The organism is Pseudomonas gregormendelii (genome assembly GCF_017114825.1).
Taxonomy (GTDB): Bacteria; Pseudomonadota; Gammaproteobacteria; order Pseudomonadales; family Pseudomonadaceae; genus Aquipseudomonas; species Aquipseudomonas gregormendelii.
In genome coordinates, this window is record NZ_JADEVO010000038.1 from 1 (window position 1) to 26,383 (window position 26,383).

General features: G+C 61.3%; 22 protein-coding genes. 6 read left to right on the plus strand and 16 right to left on the minus strand.

Annotation, left to right across the window (positions count from 1 at the left end; translation table 11 throughout):
• Positions 1-168: 168 nt before the first annotated feature.
• The 5 genes from IMW75_RS21865 to IMW75_RS21885 form a co-directional block, all read right to left on the minus strand.
• Entirely contained in the window at positions 169-1,584 is a 1,416-nt protein-coding gene (locus IMW75_RS21865) for a purine-cytosine permease family protein (protein ID WP_045057660.1), read from the minus strand.
• A gap of 296 nt (positions 1,585-1,880) precedes the next feature.
• On the minus strand, positions 1,881-3,032 hold the full coding sequence (gene argE, locus IMW75_RS21870; RefSeq protein ID WP_045057661.1) for an acetylornithine deacetylase: 1,152 nt from the start codon (positions 3,030-3,032) through the stop codon (positions 1,881-1,883).
• A complete protein-coding gene (locus tag IMW75_RS21875) occupies positions 3,029-3,706 on the minus strand; it encodes a DUF1028 domain-containing protein (protein WP_045057662.1) in 678 nt (225 codons plus the stop codon). The genes argE and IMW75_RS21875 overlap by 4 nt, the downstream gene beginning before the upstream one ends.
• A gap of 139 nt (positions 3,707-3,845) precedes the next feature.
• Positions 3,846-4,262 carry a RidA family protein gene (locus IMW75_RS21880; protein WP_205893739.1) on the minus strand — a complete coding sequence of 139 codons (417 nt, stop codon included), beginning with the start codon at positions 4,260-4,262 and terminating at the stop codon, positions 3,846-3,848.
• Between the two features lie 21 nt (positions 4,263-4,283).
• The gene (locus tag IMW75_RS21885) at positions 4,284-5,594 is read right to left on the minus strand and encodes a flavin-containing monooxygenase (RefSeq protein WP_045057703.1); all 1,311 of its coding nucleotides are present in this window, start codon (positions 5,592-5,594) and stop codon (positions 4,284-4,286) included.
• 421 nt (positions 5,595-6,015) lie between these two features.
• Between IMW75_RS21885 and IMW75_RS21890 the strand changes: the two genes are divergently transcribed.
• On the plus strand, positions 6,016-7,692 hold the full coding sequence (locus IMW75_RS21890; RefSeq protein WP_205893740.1) for an MFS transporter: 1,677 nt from the start codon (positions 6,016-6,018) through the stop codon (positions 7,690-7,692).
• Between the two features lie 203 nt (positions 7,693-7,895).
• Here IMW75_RS21890 and speF read toward each other — a convergent pair whose 3' ends face one another.
• Positions 7,896-10,079: an ornithine decarboxylase SpeF gene (gene speF / locus IMW75_RS21895; RefSeq protein ID WP_205893741.1), complete on the minus strand. Its 2,184-nt coding sequence runs from the start codon at positions 10,077-10,079 to the stop codon at positions 7,896-7,898.
• 335 nt (positions 10,080-10,414) lie between these two features.
• On the opposite strand from speF, the gene IMW75_RS21900 reads away from it, so the two are divergent.
• Positions 10,415-11,626, plus strand: a complete 1,212-nt coding sequence (locus tag IMW75_RS21900; RefSeq protein WP_045057666.1) for a M24 family metallopeptidase — start codon at positions 10,415-10,417, stop codon at positions 11,624-11,626.
• Positions 11,627-11,831: 205 nt separating this feature from the next.
• Positions 11,832-13,160: an MFS transporter gene (locus IMW75_RS21905; protein ID WP_205893742.1), complete on the plus strand. Its 1,329-nt coding sequence runs from the start codon at positions 11,832-11,834 to the stop codon at positions 13,158-13,160.
• A gap of 37 nt (positions 13,161-13,197) precedes the next feature.
• Here the strand turns inward: IMW75_RS21905 and IMW75_RS21910 are convergent, their stop codons facing one another.
• The 4 genes from IMW75_RS21910 to IMW75_RS21925 form a co-directional block, all read right to left on the minus strand.
• Complete coding sequence (locus tag IMW75_RS21910; protein ID WP_045057668.1) at positions 13,198-14,202, minus strand: GlxA family transcriptional regulator; 1,005 nt, start codon at positions 14,200-14,202, stop codon at positions 13,198-13,200.
• A gap of 105 nt (positions 14,203-14,307) precedes the next feature.
• Complete coding sequence (locus IMW75_RS21915; RefSeq protein WP_205893743.1) at positions 14,308-15,186, minus strand: serine hydrolase domain-containing protein; 879 nt, start codon at positions 15,184-15,186, stop codon at positions 14,308-14,310.
• 92 nt (positions 15,187-15,278) lie between these two features.
• Positions 15,279-16,637, minus strand: coding sequence for a chromate efflux transporter (gene chrA, locus IMW75_RS21920; protein ID WP_205893744.1), 1,359 nt, complete (start codon positions 16,635-16,637; stop codon positions 15,279-15,281).
• A gap of 199 nt (positions 16,638-16,836) precedes the next feature.
• Complete coding sequence (locus tag IMW75_RS21925; protein WP_205893745.1) at positions 16,837-17,688, minus strand: CAP domain-containing protein; 852 nt, start codon at positions 17,686-17,688, stop codon at positions 16,837-16,839.
• Between the two features lie 199 nt (positions 17,689-17,887).
• Between IMW75_RS21925 and IMW75_RS21930 the strand changes: the two genes are divergently transcribed.
• Positions 17,888-18,502 (plus strand): cell wall hydrolase, encoded by a 615-nt coding sequence (locus IMW75_RS21930; protein WP_205893746.1) that lies wholly within the window; start codon positions 17,888-17,890, stop codon positions 18,500-18,502.
• Between the two features lie 75 nt (positions 18,503-18,577).
• On the opposite strand, the gene IMW75_RS21935 is transcribed toward IMW75_RS21930, so the two are convergent.
• Entirely contained in the window at positions 18,578-19,276 is a 699-nt protein-coding gene (locus tag IMW75_RS21935) for a dienelactone hydrolase family protein (protein WP_045057673.1), read from the minus strand.
• A 52-nt stretch (positions 19,277-19,328) separates the two neighbouring features.
• Positions 19,329-19,844, minus strand: a complete 516-nt coding sequence (locus tag IMW75_RS21940) for an HvfX family Cu-binding RiPP maturation protein (RefSeq protein WP_205893747.1) — start codon at positions 19,842-19,844, stop codon at positions 19,329-19,331.
• Positions 19,845-20,074: 230 nt separating this feature from the next.
• Here IMW75_RS21940 and IMW75_RS21945 point away from each other — a divergent pair, with 230 nt between their 5' ends.
• The gene (locus IMW75_RS21945) at positions 20,075-21,577 is read left to right on the plus strand and encodes an aldehyde dehydrogenase family protein (RefSeq protein WP_205893748.1); all 1,503 of its coding nucleotides are present in this window, start codon (positions 20,075-20,077) and stop codon (positions 21,575-21,577) included.
• A 71-nt stretch (positions 21,578-21,648) separates the two neighbouring features.
• Here IMW75_RS21945 and IMW75_RS21950 read toward each other — a convergent pair whose 3' ends face one another.
• The 4 genes from IMW75_RS21950 to IMW75_RS21965 form a co-directional block, all read right to left on the minus strand.
• The gene (locus IMW75_RS21950; protein ID WP_045057705.1) at positions 21,649-21,978 is read right to left on the minus strand and encodes a hypothetical protein; all 330 of its coding nucleotides are present in this window, start codon (positions 21,976-21,978) and stop codon (positions 21,649-21,651) included.
• Between the two features lie 519 nt (positions 21,979-22,497).
• Positions 22,498-23,001 carry a GNAT family N-acetyltransferase gene (locus IMW75_RS21955; protein WP_205893749.1) on the minus strand — a complete coding sequence of 168 codons (504 nt, stop codon included), beginning with the start codon at positions 22,999-23,001 and terminating at the stop codon, positions 22,498-22,500.
• A gap of 25 nt (positions 23,002-23,026) precedes the next feature.
• A complete protein-coding gene (locus IMW75_RS21960) occupies positions 23,027-23,656 on the minus strand; it encodes a glutathione S-transferase family protein (protein WP_205893750.1) in 630 nt (209 codons plus the stop codon).
• A gap of 78 nt (positions 23,657-23,734) precedes the next feature.
• On the minus strand, positions 23,735-25,684 hold the full coding sequence (locus IMW75_RS21965) for a DNA topoisomerase III (RefSeq protein ID WP_205893751.1): 1,950 nt from the start codon (positions 25,682-25,684) through the stop codon (positions 23,735-23,737).
• Positions 25,685-26,013: 329 nt separating this feature from the next.
• Here IMW75_RS21965 and IMW75_RS21970 point away from each other — a divergent pair, with 329 nt between their 5' ends.
• On the plus strand, positions 26,014-26,376 hold the full coding sequence (locus tag IMW75_RS21970) for a DUF427 domain-containing protein (protein ID WP_045057679.1): 363 nt from the start codon (positions 26,014-26,016) through the stop codon (positions 26,374-26,376).
• Positions 26,377-26,383 lie beyond the last annotated feature (7 nt).

A 26,383-nucleotide genomic window follows, 5' to 3' on the forward strand; every position in this document is an offset into this window, starting at 1 on the left:
TTTCTTCATGTACTACAACCGCACCAGGCTCCACAGCTACAACAACTACCTGTCGCCAATAGCTATGGAGCAAAAAGCGGCATAAGCACCGTAAACGGTGTCCGGGATTGCTTGACCAGTTCAGGCTCGCTCCCACAGGGTGGCTCCAGAGGGAGCCAGCAGTGCGGGTTAGATCGAGTTGGCCAGTTTGCCGGTGGAGAGGCGGCGCTTGTAAGCGGTGTCGCGATTGGCCAGCCAGTAATAGAGCGGCGAAGTGATCAGCAAACCGACCAGCCATGATAAGTCCGCGCCATTGATGTGCTCGGAAATCGGCCCGACGTACAGCGGCGTGTTCATGAACGGAATCTGCACCACGATGCCGATTGCGTAGGCCAGCAGTGCCTGTGGGTTGTAGCGGCCGTAGATTCCGCCATCCACCTGGAAGATGGAGTTGATGTCGTATTTGCCTTGGTGAATCGCGTAGAAGTCGATCAGGTTGATCGCGGTCCACGGCACCAGCACCACGAGCAGCACCAGCACCATGTCGACGAAGTGGCCGATGAAGTCCGCCGAGGCGCCGACGGCGGCGAAGCAGCAGCCGGCGAGGACGATGATCGAGATGGCGGCGCGACTTTTGGCGGTGGGGATCCAGCGGTAGGCGAAGGTTTGCACCAGGGTGATCAGCGACAGCACGGCGCCGTAGAGGTTAAGGGCGTTATGGCTGATGACGCTGAGCAGGAACAGCACCAGCATCAGTGGGCCGATGGAGCCGGTGGCGAGTTTGACCGCGTCCATGGTGTCCATGCCTGCGGGCGTGGCCAGCACAGCCACGGCGCCGAAGATAAACGACAGGCTGGAGCCGAGCACGGTGCCCAGGTAGGTGGTCCAGAACGTGGCGGCTACCGGCACGTTGGCCGGCAGGTAGCGCGAGTAGTCGGAGACATAGGGCGCGAAGGCGATCTGCCAGAGCGCGGCCAGGGATACGGTTGCCAGCCAGCCGGAGATGTTGAAGCTGCCGCGGGTGAGGAAATCGGCGGTCTGCACGTGGGTGAAGATGTAGCCGAAACCCAGCACGATGCCGGCACCGAGCACCCAGGTGCCGATGCGATTGAGCACGTGGATGAAGCGGTAGCCAATGATGCCGATGATGCCTGAGCCAAGCGCACCGATGACGATGCCCACCGGCACCGGCACGCTGTCGACCACGCCGTGCAGGGACTTGCCGGCGAGGACGATGTTGGAGGCGAAGAAGCCGATGTACATGATGCCGGCGATCAGCACCACCAGCAGCGCACCCAGTGAGCCGAACTGGGCGCGGCTCTGGATCATTTGCGGAATACCCATCTGCGGCCCCTGGGCCGAGTGCAGCGCCATCAGTACGCCGCCGACCAGGTGCCCAACGAGGATGGCAACGATGCCCCACACCAGGTTGAGGTGGAACATTTGCACGGCAAGGGCGCCGGTGACGATGGGCAGCGGCGCTATGTTGCCGCCGAACCAGAGGGTAAACAGGTCCCGGGTTTTTCCATGCCGATCTTCGGGAGGCACGTAGCCGATCGTGTGTTTTTCAATGAGCGGAGCGGAGGTTGCTGCAGAGGTGACCATGAGGAACTCCAAGGCAATTTGAGTACGTGGACGTACTTCGGTGAGCGCTTCCCGAGGGCAACGCTTTTCTTGTTGGAGTCGATGATGTGCGGTCGGGCGGGATAGATAAATTAGTAAGTTTGTTGGTATAGACGTTAAAAAAAGTAGGTCTGCGGGCGCGGTAAAAATGTGGGCGCGGGCTTGTTCGCGAAGGCGGACTGACAGTCGCTATGGGTGTTGAATGTCAGGCCATCTTCGCGAGCGAGCCCGCTCCCACAGGGAATTTTTGCAGGGAAGAAAGTTGCTCGAGCCGGGCTTTATCTGCAAATGGATAGCAGCATTCGTTGCAGCATTTGATCGCAGCCAGCGAGTTGGTCGAGGCTGACGAATTCGTCGGGTTTGTGGCCCTGGTCCATGCTGCCCGGGCCGCAGACGACGGTGGGTATGCCAGCGGCGTCGAACAGGCCGCCCTCGGTGCCGAAGGCTACGGTGGCGAATTCGCGGGACCCGCAGAATGCGGCGAGCAGTTCTGCCGCTTCGCTGTGTGCGTCGGTCGCCAATCCCGGGTACGCCGACAGTTCGCTGAAGCTGATACCACTGTGCTCACTCACGGCGCGCATGCGCGGCAGCAGTTGCTGCTCGGCGTACAGCTGCAGCTGCTGCGCAACCTCGCTCGGATCCTGGGCCGGCAGCGCGCGAATCTCAAAGTCGAAACGGCAATCGGCGGGGACGATGTTGAGCGCCTTGCCGCCGCTAATGACGCCGGTCTGCACGGTGCTGAAAGGCGGGTCGAAACGGGCGTCCTGATGCTCGGGGGCTTTGAGCCGATTGCCGATCCGTCCCAGTTCGCCGATCAACTCGGCGGCGTATTCAATCGCGTTGACCCCGAGCGGCGCATACGCGGAATGGCAGGCCTCGCCGTGGATATCGCAGCGCATCGCCAGTTTGCCCTTGTGACCCAGCACCGGTTTCAACTCCGTCGGCTCGCCAATGATGCACAGCCTGGGTTTGACCGGTCGCTGCTGCAGCGCCTTGAGCAACGAGCGAACACCCAGGCAGCCGACTTCTTCATCGTAGGAAAGGGCAATGTGCACCGGCATGCGCAGATCCGCCTGCACCAGGGCCGGCACCAGGGCGAGGACGCAGGCGATGTAGCCTTTCATGTCTGCGGTGCCACGACCGTACAGCTTGCCCTCGCGCTCGGTCAGCGCAAACGGCGGCAGGGTCCACGGCTGGCCGTCGACCGGCACTACATCGGTGTGGCCGGAGAGGACGATGCCCGGCACATCCGCCGGGCCGATGCTGGCGAACAGATTGGCCTTGCTGCGCTGTTCGTTGTAGATCAGCTCGCAGGGCACTGAAAAATTCGCCAGGTAGTCGCGCACGAACTCGATGAGCTGCAGGTTGGATTCGCGGCTCGTGGTGTCGAACGCCACCAGGGTTTTGAGCAGGTCGACGCTGTGACTCATCGATCATCTCCAGCGACGCCATAGCCCGGGGACCTGTCGGGGGCGAGGGCGCGGTCGATGTAGTCCTGGACCTGGGGGCGGTAGGCTTCCCAGAGCTTTTCCAGTTGCGCGATCGGCGCTTCGTCAGCCCAATCGACCCGCAGGTTGATGATCGGCCAGGTCAGTTCACCGACCACCACCAGCGCTGCGGAATGCACCGGCCCGGCTTCACCGCCTGCTTCGATCGCGGCGTTCATGGCGGTGATCAGGCGGTCTGCCAGTTGCCCTTCACCGTGTTCAAATGCGCTGACCATGGCCTCGATCACCGAACGGTCCGCGAGCATGTTGCCGGCAGCAACGCATTGCTCACCGGACACTGCATTGTGCTTGCCGAGGGTTTCGCTGCCGCTGAAATGGGCGGTGCGCCCCAGGTGGTCGATGGCGGTGATTTGCCGGTACTGGCTGTAGCCATTGCTTGTCAGCACCTTGTCCAGGGCTTCTGCGGGTGCCAGGCCCTGTTCCATCAGGGCCAGGGTTTCCGGGCCGAGGGAGGGCAGGGTGATGTTCTGTGTCGAGACGGCACCGACACCTGGCAGCAGCCAGGGGCAACGGGCGCCGACGGCGATGCTGGAGGAGCTGATGGCGATGCCGAACTGGCCGGTTTCGGGGCAGCGGGCGGCGATGGAGAAGGTCATGGGGGGGCTCCTAGGTTGGCCTTTTTTAGGGTGGTGTCTGAGCTGGCCTCATCGCGAGCAAGCTTTGCTCCCACAGGGGGAATCCCAGAGTGACTAGCTGTGGGAGCGAAGCTTGCTCGCGATGGCTGCGCCGCGGTCTTTACTGCGGAATCACCGCAATCACATCAATCTCCATCAACCACTGCGGCTGCCCCAGCGCCGACACCACCAGCCCGGTGGAAATTGGAAATACGCCTTTAAGCCATTTCCCCACCTCTTGATAGACCGGCTCGCGGTAACGCGGGTCGATCAGGTAAGTGGTGGTCTTGACGATGTGGCTCAGGTCGCTGCCGGCCTCTTCCAGCAACTGCTTGACGTTGCGCATGGCCTGCTCGGTCTGCGCCCGCGGGTCACCGAGGCCGATCAGGGTGCCCTCGAAATCGGTGCCGACCTGACCCCGGACATACACCGTATTGCCGGCGCGCACGGCCTGGCACAGGTCGTTGTCCAAACTCTGGTTGGGGTAGGTTTCCTTGGTGTTGAACATGCGAATACGGGTATGAGTTGGCGTGGACATGTGGAGCTCCTGAACAGGGAATTAGGCACTGATCGGCGTTTTGGACGCGATCGAAAGGGTCTCGGCCTGGCGCTGTGCGGCATGGTGGTAGTCGAGGTATGAGCGCTGGATGGCGATGTGGTCCGCGACGTATTTGGCGTCATGCCACACCCCCCAGATAAACGACGAACCGCGCCGGGACTGCCACGGCAGGCCGAGGAAATACACGCCGGGCTCGTTGGACACACCGCGCTGATGCCTGGGCTTGCCGTGCTCATCGAACGCGTCGACGTGCAGCCAGCTGTAATCGGTGGCGAACCCGGTGGCCCAGATAATCGAGGTCACACCGGCCCGGGCCAGGTCAAGCTCGAGAATCGGCGTGGTCACGCAGTCCGGATCGGGGAAGGTGTGGCGCGCCTCGGGTTCCTGGGGCAGGTCCAGGCCATTGCGTTCGATGTAGGCGTCGGCCGCGTCAAGCAGCGCCAGGTAGTTCTCGTCGCCGCGGGCCAGGTTCTCGGCCAGGTTCGGCCGAAACGTCGCCACGCTGCCGTTGAAGGCCTGGGTCAACCCCACCAGCGTCATGCCGCGATGAGCCAGGCCGCGGAAATCCACCGTCCGCCCGCCATGGGCACCACTGACGGCGATGGTCACATGCTCCCGACCGGGCTTCATCGCCGCCTGGTCCCACTCGCCGAGCACCCCCAGCCACCAGCAGAAATCCCGGTTGCGATAAGCGCGAGGCGGGCGGTCGTGGGCGCCCACCGAGAGGTAGACCTTTTTCCCGGCACGTTGCAGTTCATCGGCGATCTGCACCCCGGACGAGCCGGCGCCCACCACCAGCACTGCGCCTTCCGGCAGTTGCCCAGGGTTGCGGTAATCAGCGGAGTGGATCTGCAGCAACGGTGTATCTTGCGGTGCGATGGGCGGAATGACCGGGCGCTGGAACGGCCCGGTGGCCGCGACGACCCGGTTGGCTTCGATCACGCCTTGGGACGTTTCGATGGTGAAGCCAGGGCGACCGACATTGCGCTCGACCTTCAACACCTCCACCCCGGTACGCACGGGGGCATTGAATTTTTTCGCGTAGGCTTCGAAGTAGTCGGCAACCCGTTCTTTCGGCGCAAAGCCATCGGGGCTCAGGTCATCAAATTCGAGGCCGGGAAACCGATCGTGCCAGGCCGGGCCGTTGGCCACCAACGAATCCCAACGGCCAGTGCGCCAGCGTTCGGCAATGCGCTCACGTTCCAGCACCAGGTGCGGCACCCCGAGTTTGCTCAAGTGCTCGCTCATCGCCACGCCAGCCTGACCGGCGCCGACAATCAGCGTGTCTGTTTTTGTTATTTCAGTGGTCATCTCTCTACCCTTCGACATGGGATTCAGGCGCTGATGGCCTGCCATCTGTTGGGCTCAAGACTAGGGATGACCCTGGTATCGGTAAAATATTATTAAGCTGGCATTTGAGTACAAATAACTGAGGCAGAAGCTTTGGCTTGAGGTGATTTGCAGGATATGCGTTTGATCGATCAACAACTCAATCGTCGGGTCGATAGCAGCCTGATGCCGCAGACAGGCGCCCGCGGTTAGTCGCCAGGCCAGCTTTATCGCGCAGTCGAGTGGATAACTGCGCGAAGCTGATTATGCTGTAGGAAACCTTGCAGCGATGCGAGGTCGTCAGCCTGTTCGCATGCGTTACGACATCAGCCCCAGGGCCTGGGTGCGGCGTTTTGGTAGTGGGGTACTCCGGCCTACAACAAGAGACACACGGAGAACACTCATGGCCGCAATCGACAACACCACCACGGGCAGCCCGCCCAATCAGGGGATCACCAGGGAGGAGCGCAAGGTCATCTTCGCGTCCTCCCTGGGCACGGTATTCGAGTGGTACGACTTTTACCTGTACGGCTCGCTCGCCGCGATCATCGCCAAGCATTTTTTCGCCGGGGTCAACGAGACCACCGCCTTTATCTTCGCGCTGCTGGCGTTCGCCGCCGGGTTTGCCGTACGGCCTTTCGGCGCGATCGTGTTCGGGCGCCTGGGCGACATGATCGGGCGCAAGCACACGTTCCTGATCACCATTGTGATCATGGGGATCTCCACGGCCGTGGTGGGTTTCCTGCCCGGTTACGCGACTATCGGCGTGGCCGCACCGATCATCCTGATTACCCTGCGCATGTTGCAAGGCCTGGCGCTGGGTGGTGAGTACGGGGGCGCGGCGACCTATGTGGCCGAACATGCGCCGAAAGGCCGGCGGGGTTTCTTCACCTCGTGGATTCAAACAACGGCCACCCTGGGGCTATTCCTGTCCTTGCTGGTGATCCTGGCCTGCCGCACCATTCTGGGCACCGAAGACTTTGAGGCCTGGGGCTGGCGGATTCCATTCCTGCTGTCGCTCCTGCTGCTGGTCATCTCGGTGTACATCCGCCTGCAACTGAGCGAGTCGCCAGCGTTCCTGAAAATGAAGGCCGAAGGCAAGGCGTCGAAGGCGCCGCTGACCGAGTCCTTCGCCCGCTGGGACAACCTCAAGATCGTTATCATGGCGTTGCTGGGCGGCACGGCAGGGCAGGCTGTGGTCTGGTACACCGGGCAGTTCTACGCGCTGTTTTTCCTGCTGCAGACGCTGAAGATCGACCCGCAGACTGCCAACTTGCTGATCGCCGGTTCGCTGCTGATCGGTACGCCGTTCTTCGTGATATTTGGCAGCCTGTCCGACCGTATCGGGCGCAAAGGCATCGTCATGGCTGGCTGCATTTTGGCCGCGCTCACTTACTTCCCGATCTTCCATGCGCTGACTCAGTACGGTAACCCCGACGTGTTCACCGCCCAGGCGCGCAATCCGGTCACGGTGGTGGCTGATCCCGAGCAGTGTTCGTTCCAGTTCGACCCGGTGGGCAAGGCCAAATTCACCAGCTCCTGCGATCTGGCCAAGACCCTGCTGGCCAAGCGGGCCATCCCCTACAAGAACGAGAAGGCCGAGCCGGGAACGGTGGCGCAGGTGCGTATTGGCGACAAGGTGATCACCAGCTTCGAAGGCACCGGCATGCCGGCTGCCGACTTCAAGACCCGCAACGACGCCTTCACCGCATCGCTGAGCACTTCGCTCAAGGAGGCCGGCTACCCTGAAAAGGCGGACCCGGCGAAGACCAACTACCCCATCGTGTTGCTGCTGCTGACCATCCTGGTGATCTACGTGACCATGGTGTATGGCCCGATTGCCGCCTGGCTGGTGGAGCTGTTCCCCACGCGCATCCGCTACACCTCGATGTCGCTGCCATACCATATCGGCAACGGCTGGTTCGGCGGCTTCCTGCCGACGGTGGCGTTCGCCATGGTCGCGGCCACGGGTGATATCTACTACGGGCTGTGGTACCCGATCGTCATTGCCGTAATGACTGCTGTGCTGGGCACCTTCTTCCTGCCGGAAACCAAGGATCGCGACATCCTCAACGACTGATCCCGCGAGGCCCTCTCTCGTAAGGGAGGGGGCTGTTTCTGAACCATCACGCCGCCGCATGCCCCAACCGGTTCCCACCCCGAGAAGCATCACTCAATCGACGCCGCGTTTTCGGCGAAGCAGTGATCTGTTTCTCAACACCCTTGGCGTCATTCTGGATAACGCAGCGGCAGATCGCGGCGAGTCCGCTGCGTACACCCCGGTCAGTTCTTGATCACGTACCCATACGCGCGAATACGCCCTTCAACTTCCTTCAAATACACGCCCTGAAGTTCCGGGGTGAAGCCTGGCAGGCAGTTGATGCCTTCTTCCAGCGCCAGGAAGTACTTGAGCACCGCGCCGCCCCAGATTTCCCCGGGCACCACGCACAGCACGCCAGGCGGGTAGGGCAGCGCACCCTCGGCGGCGATGCGACCATCGGCATCGGCGAGCGCCACCAGCTCGATGTTGCCGCGGATGAATTCGAACTGCGCCGCTTGCGGGTTCATCGCCTTCACCGGGAAGTGTTCCTTGCGGAACATCGCTTTCTGCAATTGCTGCACATTGTGGCTGCGATACAGGTCGTGCATTTCCTGGCACAGCTGGCGGATCGTGTAGTTGCGATAACGCTCCTCGTACCGCGCATAGATCGCCGGCAAGACCCGGCTCATCGGCGCGTTGTCATTGACGAAGCGCTCGAAACGCGCGATCTGCGCGGCCAGATGAGTCATCTTCGCCCAGTCTTCCGCCGGAGTCAGGAGGAACAGGATCGAGTTCAGGTCGCACTTTTCCGGAACGATGCCATTTTCGCGCAGGAAGTTGGCGAGGATGCCGGCGTGTATGCCGAAGTCGGTGTAGCTGCCATCCACCGGGTCGATGCCCGGGGTCGTAAACAGCAACTTGCAGGGGTCGATGAAGTACTGCTTCTCGCCGTAGCCCTGGAAGGCATGCCAGCGGTCTTTGGGATGAAACTCGAAGAACCGCAGGTCATTGGCGATTTCTTCGGTCGGGTAGTCTTCCCACGCACGTCCTTCAATGGTCGCGGGCACGAACGGGCGGACCATGGTGCAGGCTTCGAGGATCAGCTTGCGCGCGTCGATGCCGAATTTCACGCAGTCATCCCACAGCTTCAGGCCACTGCGGCCGGCGTGGATACGTGCGTTGACATCCAGCGAGGCGAATATCGGATAGAACGGACTGGTAGAGGCCTGGGCCATGAATGCATTGTTCAGCTGCGCATGGTTGCAGTAGCGGGCCTGGCCCTTGATGTGCCGGTCTTTCTTGTGCACCTGCGAGGCCTGGGAAAAACCGGCCTGCTGCTTGTGCACCGACTGGGTGACGAAGATGCCCGGGTCGTCTTCGTGCAGGTCCAGCAGCAGTGGCGAGCAGTCCTTCATCATCGGGATGAACTGCTCGTAGCCGACCCAGGCCGAGTCGAACAGGATGTAGTCACACAGCTTGCCGATGCGATCGACCACCTGGCGGGCGTTGTAGACGGTTCCGTCATAGGTGCCGAGCTGAATGATCGCCAGGCGGAACGGGCGGGCGACCTGGGCCTTGTCCGGTGCCACTTCGGCGATCAATTCGCGCAGGTAGCTCTCTTCGAAGCAATGGGCGTCGATGCCGCCGATAAAGCCGTAAGGGTTACGCGCGGTCTCCAGATAGACCGGCGTGGCGCCCGCCTGGATCAGTGCGCCCTGGTGATTGGACTTGTGGTTGTTACGGTCGAACAGCACCAGGTCGCCGGGCGTCAGCAGGGCATTGGTTACCACCTTGTTGGAGGCGGAGGTGCCGTTGAGCACGAAGTAGGTCTTGTCGGCGTTGAACACCTTGGCCGCGTGTTTCTGCGCCAGCAGCGCAGGGCCCTCGTGAATCAGCAGATCGCCCAGTTTGACGTCGGCGTTGCACATGTCGGCGCGAAACAGCGTCTCGCCGAAAAAGTCGAAGAACTGTCGGCCGGCCGGGTGCTTGCGGAAGAACTGGCCGCCCTGATGGCCCGGGCAGGCGAAGGTGACGTTGGCTGATTCGGTATAGCGTTTGAGCGAGTCGAAGAATGGCGGCAACAGGCTTTCTTCATAGGCCTTGGCCGCGGTTTCCAGCTGGTTGCCATGGTATTCGGCATTGTTGCGCGAACGGTCAAAGATGCCGTTGACCTGCAGCAGCACCTCTTCCAGGTGCTTGTACACATCACGCGCGCGGTTGCCTGTACCCGGGGAGGTGGCGAGGAAAATCGGGATATCGAAGCCGGTGCGCTGGAGCGATTCCAGGGCTCCGGCCATCACGTCTTCCACCGAGAACACGGCGACGGCGATGTCGGTGTAGTCGGTCTGACTGAGCGGCACCACTTGCCGATAAGTCTGGAAGCAGTCGATCGCGGAATCACTGGCAGCAATTTTCAAAATTTTCATGCGGGGGAAATCTCCTGGCGGACACTCACTTGTCCACCGTTTGCAAGAAATCAATGTACCGAGGGAACCATCAAGGTTCCCTGACCTGAATCATGCCAACACTGGTTATAGACGTGTTTGGCCAGATGGGTAGCGACGGACAATCCGCAGTCGACTCCTGACAAGCCATGTTTCGGCGCGCATCCGCGTGAACATGTGGTTGCGTGCACAGCGGATCTGACCAACTACAGGTCGGATTCGCGCAAAAAACCTCGTCTTGCATCTGTTCGAATGATCTCCAGCGGCCCACCAGAGTGGCGCCCTCTGTCGCTCAATCACTGACAAGGATCAATGACATGCAAATGCCCAAAACCATCCAGATCAAGAACGGCGAAAAAGTCAGTCCGACCTTCTCGGCTCAGGAATACGCCAACCGCCAGGGCAAACTGCGCGCTTATCTGGCGCAAAACAACATCGACGCGGCAGTCTTCACTTCCTATCACAACATCAACTACTACAGCGATTTCCTCTATTGCTCGTTCGGCCGCCCCTACGCCCTGGTCGTGACTCAGGACAGCGCCGTCACCATCAGCGCCAACATCGATGGCGGCCAGCCTTGGCGCCGGACCGTGGGCACCGAGAACATCGTCTACACCGACTGGCAGCGCGACAACTACTTCGTCGCCATCCAGCAAGCCTTGCCCAAGGCGGGGCGCATTGGCATCGAGTTCGATCACTTGAACCTGCTCAACCGCGACAAACTGGCCAGCCGCTACCCCCAGGCCGAGCTGGTGGACATCGCTGCACCCTGCATGCGCATGCGTATGATCAAGTCGGCCGAAGAGCACGCGATTATCCGTCACGGTGCACGGGTGGCGGACATTGGCGGCGCCGCGATCGTCGAAGCACTGCGTGACCAGGTGCCGGAATATGAAGTGGCGCTGCATGCGACCCAGGCCATGGTGCGCGAGATCGCCCGGACCTTCCCGGACTCGGAGCTGATGGACACCTGGACCTGGTTCCAGTCCGGCATCAACACCGATGGCGCACACAACCCGGTGACCTCGCGCAAGGTCAACAAGGGCGATATCCTCAGCCTCAACTGCTTCCCGATGATCGCCGGCTATTACACGGCGCTCGAACGCACGCTGTTTCTCGACCACTGTTCCGATGAGCACCTGCGCCTGTGGGAAGTCAACGTCAAGGTCCACGAAGCCGGGCTGAAGCTGATCAAGCCGGGCATGCGCTGCTGCGATATCGCCGAGCAACTCAATGAGATTTTCCTTGAACACGATCTGCTGCAGTACCGCACTTTCGGTTACGGACACTCGTTCGGCACCCTGAGCCATTACTATGGCCGCGAAGCCGGGCTGGAACTGCGTGAAGACATCGACACGGTGCTGGAGCCGGGGATGGTGGTGTCCATCGAACCGATGATCATGCTGCCCGAAGGCCTGCCGGGGGCTGGCGGTTACCGCGAGCACGATATCCTGATCGTCAACGAGCAGGGCGGCGAGAACATCACCCAATTCCCGTACGGGCCGGAGCACAACATCATTCGCAAGTAACGGCGTAACAGACCGTCGTGGGAGCTTCGCCGCTCCCACGCTTGTTTATCGACCATTGCTGGACACCATACGGCATGCGCGCCCAAGAACGTGCAGCACTTACTGACCTTGATCCCTGCCAAGTAAAACAATAGAGGGTATTTGTCATGTCACATGTCTCGACTGTTCTTCCCCGTTTTTGCACCTCCACCCCGGGAGGTGCGCAATGAGCACCGCAAGCCTCACCCTCGCGCAGACCCACGAAAGAACTTCCGAGCGCAAAGCCCTGCGGCGCGCGGCCAGTGCCAGCTTCATGGGTAACTTCGTCGAATGGTTCGACTACGCCGCCTACGGTTACCTGGCCACCGTCATCGCCCTGACATTCTTCCCGCAGACCGACAAGCCCAGCGCCTTGCTGGCGACGTTCGCGGTGTTTGCCCTGTCGTTCATCGTCCGTCCCCTGGGTGGCCTGGTCTGGGGACATTTTGGTGACAAGTATGGGCGGCGCAGCGCGTTGTCCTGGTCGATCCTGATTATGTCGGTCTCGACGTTCTGCATCGGCATCCTGCCCACCTACAATCACATCGGCCTGTGGGCACCGGCGTTGCTGCTGGTGATCCGCCTGTTCCAGGGGTTCTCTGCGTCCGGTGAATACGCCGGTGCGTCGGCATTCCTCGCCGAGTACGCCCCGGAAGGCAAGCGCGGCCTGTACACCAGCATTGTCCCGGCCAGTACCGCCGCCGGTTTGTTGTTTGGCGCGGTCTTCGTGGCGGGCCTGCATGCCTGGCTCAGCGTCGAGGACCTGCACAGCTGGGGCTGGCGCTTGCCGTTTCTGCTGGCGGCGCCGTTTGGCCTGGTGGGGCGTTACATCCGCATGAGCCTGCAGGACACGCCCAAGTTCCTGGAGATGGAAAAGCGCCTCGAAGCCAAGGAGTGTGCGACCCATGCCCCGGTTCGCGAGCTGCTGACCGTGCACCGGCGCAGCGTGATCATCGGCATCGGCGTGACCTGCCTGAACGCCGTGGCGTTTTACCTGCTGCTCAGCTACATGCCGACGTACCTGTCGACTGAAATGGGCATGAGCGAAAGTGATTCGTTCCTGGCGTCAACGGTGTCCCTGGCGACCTACATCGGCCTGATTTTCCTGATGGGCAGGTTGTCGGACCGCTTTGGGCGCAAGACCATGCTGCTGACGGCTTCGGTATTGTTCCTGTTGCTGACCTTCCCGCTGTTCGGAATGCTCGATCATCAGCCACTGCTGGTGGTGTTGATGATCCAGATCACATTCGGTGCAATCCTGGCCATGAATGACGGCACCTTGCCGTGTTTCCTCGCCGAGATATTTCCCACTCGCGTGCGCTTCAGCGGGTTTGCCTTCAGCTTCAATATCGCCAACGCGGTGTTTGGCGGGACCGCACCGTTTATCGCGACCTGGCTGATCCAGATGACCGGTAACAAGATGGCACCGGCCTGGTATCTGCTGGCCGCTGCAGCGGTAGCGTTGGTGGCCATGCTGGCTAGCCGGGAGACGGCGCACAAGGCTTTGCAGGATTAATGTGGGAGCAAGGCTTGCCCGCGATGGCGTCCTTGCATCAATGCACTGCCAACTGCTTGCGCTCACCGATCGGCGACACTCCAAAAAACCGGCTATAGCATTTGGAAAAATGTGCCGGGGACACAAAGCCGCAGGCGAGCGCGATATCGCGGACCTGCGACTCGCTTCGCAGCAGCAATTGCCGCGCCCGCGACAGGCGTAGCTCCAGATAGTACTGGCTGGGGGTGCGCTGCAGGTGTTTGTGAAACAGGCGCTCCAGCTGGCGCACCGACACTTCGTTCAAACGCGCGAGCTCTTCCAGGCTGACCGGCTCTTCAAGATTGGCTTCCATGATCGCCACCATCTGGCTGAGCTTGGGCTGCGAGGTCCCCAGCTTCTGCCTTAAAGGCACGCGCTGCTGCTCCTGCGCCCCGCGCACCCGGTCGCACAGCAGCAACTCGGCGGCATGGGCGGCGATGTCGCGGCCACCAGGTTCGCGGGCGATCAGTTGCAAGGTCATGTCCATGGACGCCACGCCGCCGGAGCAGGTGTAGCGATCGCGATCCAGTTCGAACAGCTGATTGGAGATGATGATCCCGGGAAACCGCTCTTTGAGTGCCTCGATATCTTCCCAGTGAATGGTGCAGCGGTAACCCTTGAGCAGATCCGCGCGCGCCAGCAGGTGGCTGCCGGTGCAGATGCCGCCCAGCGTGACCTGCTGATGGGCAAGCTTGCGCAGCCAGTTGAGCAGTGGCCGGCTGCTGTGATTGGAGACTATCGGGTTTGCGCCGACCACGAACAGAATGTCCAGCTCGGGGGCGTCGACGATCGAGTAATCAGGCAGGATGCGCATCCCGTTGCTGGCGGTGACCGGGTCCAGTGTGGCGCCGATCACCACCGTGCGAAACATCGGCCGGCGCGCCGCCATATTGGCCATGCGCAGGGTTTCCACGGAGGAGGCAAAGCCAATAGTGGTGAAATTGGGAATGACCAGAAAGCCAACGGTTTTCACCGGCCGTTGTTCACCTGCCGGGCCGTCCACGGGCGGCGTGTTCGCCTTCATCAATACTCTCCGCTGTACCATTGACGCGTTCTGCGCAGGTAGCAACCTGTTGCGGCATCATCGCGTTTTCATGAGGGTCATGTGCAGGTACCGAATGCTTGAATATTACACCCAGTGCTCGCTCAACAGGCGCACGGCCTCGGCCTCCACGGCGCCTTCGTCGGTGCCATCGGAAAAGACCGCGCAGGTGGTGATATCCGGGCCGCAAACACTGCGATAAACCGCCACGACACTGCCGGGGCCGACGCCGGTATGACCACTGAGGATGCGTCCACCCTCGACCGGCCCGTGCATCAGGCCGAGGCCGTAACCGGGGGCGATCCAGGGACGTCCCGGGATCGGTCCACCGAGCGTGCGCACTGCCTGCATTTGAGCAAGCAAGGAGTGCGCCAGGAAGTCTGAAGCGTATAAACGGTACAGGCACGAGGCGGCCTCCACCAACGGCCCTACCAGCAGCCCGTGGTACACCCAGCCCGGGTCATAGGTGGCGACAGCGCCCATGTTTACCCCGTGCAGATCGACTTCACGCCTGGCGAGACGGACCCGGGACAGGCCAAGCGGTACGAACACCCGTTGCGCCAGGGCTTCATCCAGGGCAAGGCCAGTCAAGCGCTCGATCAGTCGCGCCACGTACAGATAACCGACATTCGAATAGTGCCAGCCATCTCCCGGTGCGTAACGCAGGCGGCTTGCGTCAAGGCGTTGCAGCATTTCATCCGCCGGCCAGGGAACGTCGCCGCGGGCGACTGCGCCGTGGTAATCGGCCAGTTCGCTGTAGTCCGCCAGGCCTGCTTCATGGCGCAACAATTGGCGCAGGGTAAAGGGGCCTTCGGGCAGTGGCTGATCCAGCTCGATCAGGCCATCGCGCACCAGCGTCAGGGCGGCAGCCGCCAGCACGGTCTTGGTAAAGCTCCACCAAGGGATCGTCGCATCGGACCGATCCGGGGTCAGGGGTGTACCGTTGGAAATAAGGGAGAAAAGCATTGCTGGCTGCTCTGAAAGGGGGCGCGGCGAGAGTTTGCCAGAATGCAAAAGCCGGTGATCAAATGTTTACATCCGGTCATTGCTGAATCACCTTAGCGCAGCCAATGCACCAGCACGCCCGCCAGCGCGCATGCCAGCAGTACTTCGATCACACCGCGCTTGAAAACCAGCAGCGCGATCGCCGCCACCACTGCAAGCAACAGCGACACCCAGTCGAACCCGCCACTGAACCCGCCTGGCCAAAGCACGTGATAGCCGAAAAACACCGCGAGGTTGAGGATCACCCCGACCACCGCTGCGGTGATGGCGGTCAGCGGCGCGGTGAATTTAAGTTGGTTGTGAGTCGATTCGACCAGGGGACCGCCAGCCAGGATGAACAGGAACGAGGGCAGGAACGTAAACCAGGTCACCAGCGCCGCCGCGAGCGCGCCCGCCAGGAACGCCTGGTCCGGGCCAAATACCTGTTGCACGTAGGCGCCGATGAAGCCGACGAACGCCACCACCATGATCAACGGACCTGGGGTGGTCTCGCCCAGCGCCAGGCCGTCGATCATCTGGGTGGGTGTCAGCCATCCGTAATGACTGACCGCGCCCTGGTACACATAGGGCAGCACCGCATAGGCGCCACCAAAGGTCAGCAGCGCGGCCTTGGTGAAGAACCAGCCCATCTGGGTGAAGGTGCCGTGCCAACCGAACAGGAGGGTGAGCGCGCCCATCGGCAGCGTCCACAGGATTGCCCCGATAAACGCCAGGCGCAGCAATTTCAGGCTGCTGAAGCGGGCATGTGCGGGGGGCGGGGTATCGTCATCGATCAGCGCGGGCCCAAACGATTTACCCTTGGCCAGCGCTGTGCCGACCGTGAATTTTCCGGGGGCAAGGCGTCCGCCGACGTACCCGATGAGTGCTGCGGCCAGCACAATCAAAGGGAAGGGCACGTTCAACAACAGGATAGCGGCAAAGGAGGCGCCGGCAATGCTCCACAGCCAGTTGTTCTGCAACACCCTGGAACCCATGCGGTGCGCGGCTTGCAGCACGATGGCGGTGACCGCCGGCTTGATCCCGTAGAACACCCCGACCACGACCGGCACTTCGCCGAAAGCAATGTAGACCCAGGATAATGCAATGAGGATGAACAACGACGGCAGCACGAACAGCGCGCCGGCAATCACGCCGCCCCAGGTGCGGTGCATCAACCAGCCGAGATAGGTCGCCAGTTGCTGAGCTTCGGGGCCCGGTAGCAACATGCAGTAGTTGAGGGCGTGCAGAAACCGGCGCTCGGAGATCCAGCGCCGGCGCTCCACCAGTTCCTCGTGCATGATCGAGATCTGCCCGGCCGGGCCGCCAAAACCGATCAACCCCAGTTTGAGCCAGAACCCGAAGGCTTCCCGTAGCGGGACCGCCCGGGGTGATGCCTGAGCCTGTTCGTCGGCGGAGCAGGGGGGACGGCTCAAACAGGTGCTCCCGAATGACTTAACCGTGACCCAACGCGATCGCAAACGACACGACGATCATGCACGCAAACGCGAAATTGAGGTTCATGAGGGCTTGTTCCGTAAAGTGCTAAAAGTGCAGCCATCTTGAACAGGTCGCGCAGAAATAAAAAATTCGCCTTCATGATTTGAAAGATCGAAGCAATTGATACCTCGGTCATTACTGGGTGCCAAACATCGCCGTCCAGTAAATCCCCGCATCGCTCTTCGGGTCTACCGCGTAGGCCGCGCCCAGTTCCTTGTACGCGGGGTTCATCAGGTTGGCGCAGTGACCAGGGCTGGCGATCCAGCCGTCGACGACCTTGCCCACGGTGTCTTGCCCTGCGGCGATGTTTTCGCCGATCTGCTGGCCGATGTAGCCGGCCAGTTCCGCGCGGTCACCCGGCGTGCGGCCGTCGCGATCCTTGTGGTCGAAAAAATTGTTGTTGGCCATGGCTCGCGAATGGGTCTCGGCGGCGCTCGCCAATGTCGCGTTCCAGGCCAGCGGGGTGGTAGCAGCGAACGATTGCGTGCCGCACTGGCGAGCCTGGCTGCGGGCGTTGTTGAGCAGGGTCAGGACTTTCTGGCCTTCGGCCTGGGAATCGCCCAGGCGTGCGGACATCAGCGGCCGCGCCAGCACGATGCGCCAATCGCGGTCGTCGCGACTCACGCCGATGTCGACAAACTGCGGGTCGAGCACCACGTGGCAGAAACTTTCCCGAATGGCTTGCATGGCCGATTGCGCATCGCGCGGGCCGGACAGGGTGATCGCCTGCACATTGACCATCGGGTAGCCGGCACTGGCCATGGCTTGCTGCAGGTTGCGCACGTTTGTTGCCGACAGTGCCAGGCGTGGATCACCTGCCAGTGGCGGCAGTTCCGGTGATACCTGGTCGGCGCAACGCTGGGGCTGGGCGCGGTAGAGGTTGATCGAATCGATCAGTTGTTTCTCATCGACCGCCAGCGCCTGGGCGGCGAATGACAGGCCCAGCGACAACGCGGCGAGGCGCATAACGGATGAAATGAAGCGCATGAAAATCCCCTTGGGCAGACTGCGCCCATGATGCGCGATTTCACCCCCGCTTGCGCAATGCCTTTTTTGCGCCTGAAACAGTTTTATTGGCCGCCGGATGAAATGAATTGGGGCGACTATAATCAAGCCAGGCCGCCGATTAGCGCGTAACAGCGTCGATAATGCGCTGCCCCATCCGGTTCTTTGAGAAGGGTCGATCATGCGCTTGATGTGGACTGCAACCTGCCTGGCACTCTCCCTGGTCAGCGGCCAGGTGATGGCCACTGAACTTGAACAGCAAAAAGCCGAGGACAAGGCTGAGGTGCTTGAGCAAAAGGCGGCGGAAAAAGGCCCCGACGTACCGGTGCCCAAAGCCGAGGCGATCACCACCTCGGAGGTGCAGGCGGTCGATCCCGCCGGCTCGGCGCCGCTGGATGACGCCATAACCTGCCTTGCGCGTTCCATCTACTGGGAGGCGAAGGGCAGGCAGACCCGGGAAATGGAAGCCGTGGCCAGCGTGGTCATGAACCGCCTGGGGCACGAAGGTTTTCCCGACACGGTATGCGCAGTGGTCAAGGAGGGCTCGGAAAGCCGTAACTGTCAGTTTTCCTGGTGGTGCGACGGGCGTTCGGATCAGGTCAGGGAGGATGCCGAGTACGCGGTCGCCAAGGAAATCGCGCGCAAGGCGCTGAACCGCACGCTCAATGACCGGACACTGGGGGCAATGTATTTCCATGACAAAACGGTGCGGCCGGATTGGGCGGGCAAGTACATCAAGACGGCGGATATCGGCAGGTTCAGGTTCTACAAGCCGCGGGGCGGGGACGCGAAATAGGGGCGTGGAGACGAGCTTCAGGAATGGGCGACAAAAAAGGCACCTTCCCAGGTGCCTTTTTCGTGTGCCGCCGTCTTACAGTTCCTGACCCAGGAAGATCAGCGTATTGCCATGGGCTTCAGCCGCAGCCCGTTGGTTGTAGCTGTCGCGGTGCGAGCAGTTGAAACCGTGTTCGGCTTGCGGATAGATGACGATTTCCACGAAGTCGTTGTTCTCGAAGCGCTCGGCGATTTTTTCCACCGCTTCCAGTGGAATGTGGCTGTCCTCTTCACCAAAGTGCATCAACAGCGGCACGGTGATTTCGTCGGCGCGGTCCAATTGGTCCTGGATACCGCCACCGTAGTAGGTGATCGCCACGTCCACCAGGCCGTTGGCGGCGGTCAGGTAGGACAGCAGGCCGCCGAAGCAGTAGCCAATGGAGGCCACGCCGCCATCCAGGCCCGGCTGGTCCTTGAGAGCGGCAATGGCCAGCTTGATGTCGTCCTGGGCTTTGGTGATGTCCGTGGCATTCATCAGTTCGACGGCGCGTTTCCAGCCGGCTTCGTCGTACGTCAACTCGATGCGCGCGCCGCTACGCCAGAACAGATCCGGCACGACCACCAGGTAGCCGTCGGCAGCGTATTGTTCGGCGACCGAGCGGATGTGCTCGTTGACGCCGAAGATCTCCTGGATCAATACGATCCCCGGGCCTTTTTGCGTGTGGGGAATCGCCAGGTAAGCACCGAATTTACCGTCGGCGCTGTCGATCTCGATCCATTGGGTGGTTACGCTCATGGTGGCTCCTGTCTACGCGAGTGAGGGGGGTGTAGCTTGCCACGGTAACATTTCAACGAATGTTACGGCGCCAGAAAGTGCATGCCAGCAGCGCATCGAGGCTGAGTTTGCCTGCGCCGGTCAATACCAGCGGAAGGAGAGCGGCGAGGTAAATCAGCGGCAGCTTGAAGTTGCCATGTCCCTTGTTGCTGATGGCGTAGCCCTGGGCCAGCTCACTCAATGTAGACCAATCGGCCGGCCAGTGGACCGCTGCGGTGGCGACGACGGTCACCACCATCAGGATGAGCGCCGAGACTCGCGTGCCCAGGCCCACCAGCAGGGCCAGGGCGCAGATCAGCTCGGCCCACATCGACAGTTCCCAGTTGAAGGTGGCGGGGACCTGGTTGAACGGAAACGGAAATCGCTCCTGAATGTCGGCAAACCAGTTCTGGCCGTTCCACTTTTCCAGGCCAGACTCGAAGAATTCCCAGGCCAGGAACACCCGCAAGGTCAGCGGCGCCATCCAGCTGCCGGCGCGGTCGAGGTTGAAGTGCAGGCCTTTGACGGCCGAAGAGAGTGAGGTGTTCATGGGCGGGATCTCCGTTGCGCGTTTTGATCGGCCTGGCCAATCGACCGGCGGATTTCATCAGCCGGGTGTATCAGCGATGTGTCGTGGGCCAGGGAGATTGGAGGGTTAGTGTGTCGGGGATGGGGGTGGATACACATGGATACGCTTGAGCTGGTTGAAATGCCGGGAATGACGCTTCGGGGATTTTCCGGTACCTTTTCTGCCCCTCCATTGCATGGTGAAACCGCTTCATGTCTCTTGCGCTCGATCGTCTAGTCGCTGGCACGCCCATTCCATTCGCCGGGAATCGTGTCACTGTCGTCAGCCCCGAACTGGCTGAGCGGTTCCAGCCCGGTGACCACCTTCTGGTGGAGCAGGTCAGTGGTGAATTGCTCTTGATTCCGGTGGCTGACCAGCAAGCGGCAGCCGTGGCGATCGAGCGCGCCGAAGCGGCTTTCAAGGCGATGTCGGCCGTGTCGGATGAGGCGATCAGCGAATTTTTCGACCACTTCGCGCAGCGCCTGGAAAGCCCGCAGGCCTGGGCGTTGATCGAGGCGGCGAACCTGGCCGATATCGAGCGGGCCAAGGCCCGTGGACGTTCCACCACGCGACTGCTGGCCAATGAGCCGATGCGCCGCGACATGATCGCCGGACTCAAGGCCTGGCGCGATGCGTCGGCGTCTCGCGGCAAAGTCATCAGTTGCGTCGAGCATGACGGCTGGAAGGTCGAACAGGTGGTCTCACCGCTGGGCATTGTTGCGTTTGTATTCGAGGGTCGACCGAATGTCTTTGCCGACGCTGCTGGCGTTCTGCGTACGGGCAACACCGCCGTGCTGCGCATCGGCAGTGATGCGTTGGGCACTGCCCAGGCCATCGTTACCCATGCATTGAACCCGGCGCTGGCGGATGCCGGCTTGCCCGCCGGCGCTGTGTCGCTGGTGGAAAGTGTCAATCACGCAGCGGGTTGGGCCATGTTCGCCGACCGGCGCCTGTCGCTGGCCGTGGCCCGAGGTTCTGGCCGCGCAGTCAGCCAGCTGGGCAGTATCGCCCAGCAGGCCGGCACCGCCGTCAGCCTGCACGGCACCGGAGGTGCCTGGCTGATAGCGGACAAGGACGCCGACGCCCGGCGTTTTGCCGCCGTGGTGCGCAACTCCCTTGACCGTAAGGTCTGCAACACCCTGAACGTCTGCCTGATTCACCGCGACCGGGCCGCTGAATTGGTGCCGTTGTTTCTCGACGCCCTGCAGCAGGCCGGCAACAGCCGTGGCCAAGGCTGCAAATTGCACATTGTCGAGGGCAGCGAAGGGTGCTTGCCGCCGGAGTGGCAAACGGCGAGCGTCGAGGTCTATCGCGCCGATGGCTACCGCACCGAAGCGCTGGCTGAGCCATTGCCCGAGGCTCAACTGGGGCGTGAATGGGAATGGGAGGAAACGCCCGAAGTCAGTCTGCAAATCGTGGATGACCTGGATCAGTCCATCGACCTGTTCAACCGCTACAGCCCGCAATTCACGGTGTCGTTGATCAGTGAGGACGCCAGCACCCAGGAGCGCTTCTACAACGCGGTGAATGCGCCTTTCGTGGGTAACGGAATCACCCGTTGGGTGGATGGCCAGTACGCATTGAGCAAGCCGGAGCTGGGCCTTTCGAACTGGGAGAGCGGTCGCCTGTTTGCACGCAGCGCGATTCTCTCGGGGGATGGGGTGTTCACCATTCGCAGTCGCATGACCCAGATTGATCTGGGCGTTAAACGCTAAAAAAGCTGGCTACAAAAAAGGGCCTGCTCTTTGGCGAGAGCAGGCCCTTTTTATATTAGAGGTGTGAAGTATCAGTAGAACCGGTCAATCACCCGAACTTCGTTCTGGTTCTGCATCGACGCCCACGCCTGTTTCAGCGTTTGCAGAACACTGCCGATGAAGTCTTTATCAGCGGCGGCTTTCTTGCCAACGTAGCCCTGGCCGCGACGGTACATCTTCAGTCGGGCAAGCAGGTTCTGGTTGTTCTTGTCGAATTCCGTCTCATCGGCGTGCGTTGCCAGGCAGTCCATATGAACCTGGCCCGACTTGCTGATCCACAGAATATGGCTGTCGTGGCTGTCTTTTTGCGCAGCGAACATGCGAGCCAGTTCTTCGATAGTGGGTTGATTGTTCAGATTCATGATTTGCCCCTTGACCATTTGGTGATCTTTCAAAGTTGGTTCGCTAATACAGGTAGCCCATCGGTTAGTTGATCCCTGGCACCGAAACCAGGACGTCAGCGTTCATTCGCCGAATGTGGCGAGGTCCCGCGTCTGTTGCATGTAGTCGTGTTGAATAACTGCTACGCAATAGCGTCACAACGAAGAGAAGCAGCGAAAACCTGGAGGCCACTGCCGACTTTTCAGGGTCGGCCACAAGCTTCATGAGGATTGATCGCCAGCGCTTCTCGTCCTTGTACTGGACGTTCGGGCCAGGTCAGCTTCTTCAATCTGCCTTGTGGGCAGCGTGTATCCGGGAATAACAGCTCGGCGGTCAGACGAGCTTGCTCAATCATGTTGCCGTACTCCCGATCGGGGAGATGTCTGCATCATGCAAGGGCAAATCGGAGGCGTCAATGGTTATGTAGTGATTATTTTTGTTCACTACATATTGTCGGACAAAGCGGTTTGGAATGAGCAGGGCGAGGCAGCGCGCCCCGTTCAGACGGCCTGGGGCGGGGTTTCGAAGCGGTAAAAGGTGCAGGGATGTCCATCCACCGGTCGCTGGTGCAGGCTGTACTGGTGGCCTGTGAGAATCGGTATGAGTCCGGCCCAGAACCGCCTTGCCGGCTGGTTTGCATCGATATGGAAAATTTGCCATTGGCCCGGGTGGCCGCTCAAGAGGGCAGAGACGACAAACTTCGCGACGCCCTGGCCACGAAAACGTCGAGTGACGAACAGATAACCCAAGTTCAACTGCGCGCCATCGAGGTGGGTCTGGTCGTCGACGGTCACGAAGCCGGCCAGTTCGCCGTCAACCGTAATCAGGAAGGGCCGGGTGGCCGACTTTCTCCAGTAGTCCACCTGGGGCTGGATACTGAAGAAACCGTGCCCTGCGAGCTTCAGCGGGAGCCATTCACTGAAGTCGTACAGGTAGAACTGCATCAGGTTTTCAATGGTGTCCAGATCGTCGCGTTGGGCGGCGTGCAGTTCTATCACGGGCATTAAAAGCGGCTCCTGACCGGGTCGATCAGTGGGGCGCGAAATCGTATGGGCCACCGGTCTTCAGTGCGGCAACGTAGGCTGGGCGTTTCTGGAAGCGGTCGACCCAGGCGGCGACGTGCGGGTACTGACCGAGTTTGCCTTGCGCCCTGGCGATCTCGCCGATAAAGCTCATCTGGATATCCGCGGCGCTGAATTCAGCGCCCAGCAGGTAGTCGCCCTGGCTCAGCGCCGTGTCGAGGTAACCCAGGTAGTTGGCCACTTCCGAGTTGATCCGTGGATGCAATGGCGCGCCAGCCTCGCCCAGTCGACCCACGTACAGGTTCAGCATCAGTGGCAGCATCGCCGAACCTTCGGCGAAATGCAGCCACTGCACGTATTGATCATAGGCGGCTGTGGCGGGGTCAGGTTGCAGGCGGCCCTGGCCGTGGCGTCGGATCAGGTAATCGATGATGGCCGCAGACTCGATCAACGTCTGTTGACCGTCTTCGATGACCGGGGATTTGCCCAGGGCATTGACTGCCTTCAACTCCGGCGGTGCCAGGTTGGTCTTCGGGTCACGCTGGTAGCGCTTGAGCTCATAGGGGATGCCCAGTTCTTCCAGCAGCCAGAGAATCCGTTGCGAGCGAGAGTTGTTCAGGTGATGGACGATAATCATGTTCTTGGCCTTTTCAGGTAGTAGGGCTGGCGCCGGGCTTGAACAACACTAGACCATCACAGTCCGCGCGAAGTGCCCTTATGGTTTGTTTGCCGGTTTTGCCGTGCGCCGGGTGCTGGTGGCCGGTTTGCGCTTGGCCGGTTTGCGTTTGTTTTTCCACGGCGTGGCTCCGCGCCCTGCCGGGCTTGCAGGCCCGCTGATGGTCAGGCTCAGGCCTGCGCAGCGGGCCACCTGTTTGCTCATCCAGGCGGCCTGTTTGGTGACAAACTCTTCCAGGCTCATCTCGCCGCTCTGCACCATGTCCAGCGCCTGTTCCCAGATCGCCGTGGTACCCGGGTCGGCAATGGCCCGGGGCACGGCGTCGATCAGGCTGAATGCCGCCGGGGTCGCGGCCAGCGCCTTGCCGTTTTTAATCAGGTAGCCGCGGTCGAGCAGCCCCTGGATGATCGACGCGCGAGTCGCTTCGGTACCGATGCCGGTAGTGTCCTTGAGTTTTTGCTTGAGCAGCGGATCTTCCACGAGCTTGGCGACATTTTTCATCGCCTTGATCAGGTCGCCCTCGGTGAAGGGTTTGGGCGGCTGAGTCCAGAGGTCCTTGAGCTTGACGTCGACAACCTTGCATTCACGACCTTCGGCCAGGGCCGGCAAGGTTTGCGGAACCGGCGCTTCGCGTCCCTTGGCCGGGGCCAGGGCCTCGGGCAGGGCGCGTTTCCAGCCAGGCTCGACGATCTGCTTGCCAACAGCTCGCAGCGCTTGCCCGGCGCAGTCGAAGTCGGCCTGGGTCCGGTCATACTCGTGGTTGGGCAGGAACTGCGCCAGGTAGCGTGCGCGAATCAATGTGTACACCGCCCGCTGCTTGCCGACCAGTCGCTCGAGGTTCTTTGCTGCCGCCGTGGGGATGATCCCGTGGTGAGCGCTGACCTTGGCATCGTTCCAGGCGCGGGAGCGTCGGTGCGGTTCAAGGTGATCATTCAATGCGTTCAGGCCGGGATCGGCCTGCCTTAACGCTGCCAGAATGCCGGGCGCCTCGCCGTGCTGACTGACCGGCAGGTAGCCGCAGTCGCTTCGAGGATAGGTGATGACTTTATGGGTTTCGTAGAGTGCCTGGGCGATGTCGAGCGTCTCCTGGGCACCGAGGCCCAGTTTCTTCGAACAGACCTCCTGCAAAGTGCCCAGGTCGAAGGGCAGGGGGGCCACTTCACGCAGGCGCTCGGTACGCAGCTTGACCACCCGGGCGCTGGCCGCCTGGCTGATAGCTGCTGCGGCCTGCCGGGCCAGTTCCGGGTTCAGGCAGCGGTCCTGGTCGTCGCAAACCTCGGAAGCTGCGCGCCATTGCGCGGTGAATGGTGTGCCGTCGTGCAGCAGTTGCACGTCAATCGCCCAATAGGCGACCGGGACGAAATCGGCAATGCTGCGATCCCGATCCACCACCAGGCGCAAGGTGGGCGTTTGCACTCGACCGACCGGCAACACTCCCTGATAACCGGACTGCCGTCCCAGCAGGGTGAACAAGCGGCTCATGTTCATGCCGATCAGCCAGTCGGCCCGGGAGCGGCCCAGGGCGGAGTGGTACAGGCTGAACGTCTCGGCTCCCGGCTTGAGCGCCGCCAGCGCCTTGCGAATTGATGCGTCATCCAGCGCCGATAACCAGAGGCGACGAATCGGCCCGCGATACCGGCAATGTTCGACCAGCTCCCGAGCGATCATTTCGCCTTCTCGGTCGGCGTCCGTGGCGATCACCAGCTCATCGGCTTCGCCCAGCAAACGTTTGACTGCCTTGTACTGGCTGGCAGTGCGCGGCTTGACGGTCATCTTCCATTTATCAGGAATGATCGGCAGGTCTGCCAGCACCCAGCGCTTGTAGCGTGCGTCGTAGGCATCCGGTGGCGCGGTTTCCAGCAGGTGGCCGATGCACCAGGTCACCGTGACGTCCGTACCCAGCCAGCAGCCATCGCCGCGACGCCGGGCGCCGAGCACGGCCGCAATATCCTTGGCCTGGGAAGGTTTTTCACAGAGGTACAGCCGCATGACCACCATCGATGTTCAGTGTACGAGAGGTGCACAGAATGGCGGTTGACGGGCGAGGGATCAACCTTTATCTGTATGGATGTACAGCAGATGAGTTTCCGTACGTTGCCCTGAGACACTGCCGTTGGGCCGAGCCCGTCACCGAAGGGCCTGGAGTGAAGCTTCCGTTCGGCTGTGAAGCGTTCGTGCAGGCGTAACTTGGGTTATACCTGATAGCTGGTGATGCAGGTTTTGACCACGCCAAGCTGCCCTTTATGAGGATGCTCGCCCCCCCGCGGGTACAAGCTTTCGCACCGATTGAGTCAAGTCTTCCAAGAGGAATCCACTCCATGTCAACTCCCCCCGCTGTCATTACCATTGCTGAACAACCGGGCTGTCTTCTGGTGAAATTCCACGGCATCCAGGTGGCCGCGTCCTCGCGCGCGCTGGTGCTGCTGGAGGCCAATTACCCGCCGGTGTATTACGTCCCGCGCGAAGACATCGACGAGAAGTACTTCGCCCGCACCGATCACACCAGTTATTGCCCGTACAAGGGCGACGCCAGCTATTTCAGCCTGCAGGTTCCCGGGCATGAGGGGGCCAACGCGGTGTGGAGTTACGAGAAGCCCAAGGTGTCGGTGGCGCAGATCAAGGATTACGTCGCGTTCTACCCGAATCAGGTTAAGTTCGAATTGCTGGACGCCGAGGTCTGATAAAACG

Bases quoted from the DNA above. Each gene is read 5' to 3' on its own strand.
- IMW75_RS21880 (WP_205893739.1), bottom strand. From the start codon at position 4,262: ATGTCCACGCCAACTCATACCCGTATTCGCATGTTCAACACCAAGGAA.
- argE (WP_045057661.1), bottom strand. From the start codon at position 3,032: ATGAGTCACAGCGTCGACCTGCTCAAAACCCTGGTGGCGTTCGACACC.
- IMW75_RS21955 (WP_205893749.1), bottom strand. From the start codon at position 23,001: ATGCCCGTGATAGAACTGCACGCCGCCCAACGCGACGATCTGGACACC.
- IMW75_RS21910 (WP_045057668.1), bottom strand. From the start codon at position 14,202: ATGAAGGCGAACACGCCGCCCGTGGACGGCCCGGCAGGTGAACAACGG.
- speF (WP_205893741.1), bottom strand. From the start codon at position 10,079: ATGAAAATTTTGAAAATTGCTGCCAGTGATTCCGCGATCGACTGCTTC.
- IMW75_RS21875 (WP_045057662.1), bottom strand. From the start codon at position 3,706: ATGACCTTCTCCATCGCCGCCCGCTGCCCCGAAACCGGCCAGTTCGGC.
- IMW75_RS21890 (WP_205893740.1), top strand. From the start codon at position 6,016: ATGGCCGCAATCGACAACACCACCACGGGCAGCCCGCCCAATCAGGGG.
- IMW75_RS21935 (WP_045057673.1), bottom strand. From the start codon at position 19,276: ATGAGCGTAACCACCCAATGGATCGAGATCGACAGCGCCGACGGTAAA.
- IMW75_RS21925 (WP_205893745.1), bottom strand. From the start codon at position 17,688: ATGCGCTTCATTTCATCCGTTATGCGCCTCGCCGCGTTGTCGCTGGGC.
- IMW75_RS21885 (WP_045057703.1), bottom strand. From the start codon at position 5,594: ATGACCACTGAAATAACAAAAACAGACACGCTGATTGTCGGCGCCGGT.
- IMW75_RS21900 (WP_045057666.1), top strand. From the start codon at position 10,415: ATGCAAATGCCCAAAACCATCCAGATCAAGAACGGCGAAAAAGTCAGT.
- IMW75_RS21960 (WP_205893750.1), bottom strand. From the start codon at position 23,656: ATGATTATCGTCCATCACCTGAACAACTCTCGCTCGCAACGGATTCTC.
- IMW75_RS21965 (WP_205893751.1), bottom strand. From the start codon at position 25,684: ATGCGGCTGTACCTCTGTGAAAAACCTTCCCAGGCCAAGGATATTGCG.
- IMW75_RS21905 (WP_205893742.1), top strand. From the start codon at position 11,832: ATGAGCACCGCAAGCCTCACCCTCGCGCAGACCCACGAAAGAACTTCC.
- IMW75_RS21915 (WP_205893743.1), bottom strand. From the start codon at position 15,186: ATGCTTTTCTCCCTTATTTCCAACGGTACACCCCTGACCCCGGATCGG.
- IMW75_RS21940 (WP_205893747.1), bottom strand. From the start codon at position 19,844: ATGAACACCTCACTCTCTTCGGCCGTCAAAGGCCTGCACTTCAACCTC.
- IMW75_RS21865 (WP_045057660.1), bottom strand. From the start codon at position 1,584: ATGGTCACCTCTGCAGCAACCTCCGCTCCGCTCATTGAAAAACACACG.
- IMW75_RS21970 (WP_045057679.1), top strand. From the start codon at position 26,014: ATGTCAACTCCCCCCGCTGTCATTACCATTGCTGAACAACCGGGCTGT.
- IMW75_RS21950 (WP_045057705.1), bottom strand. From the start codon at position 21,978: ATGAATCTGAACAATCAACCCACTATCGAAGAACTGGCTCGCATGTTC.
- IMW75_RS21930 (WP_205893746.1), top strand. From the start codon at position 17,888: ATGCGCTTGATGTGGACTGCAACCTGCCTGGCACTCTCCCTGGTCAGC.
- IMW75_RS21945 (WP_205893748.1), top strand. From the start codon at position 20,075: ATGTCTCTTGCGCTCGATCGTCTAGTCGCTGGCACGCCCATTCCATTC.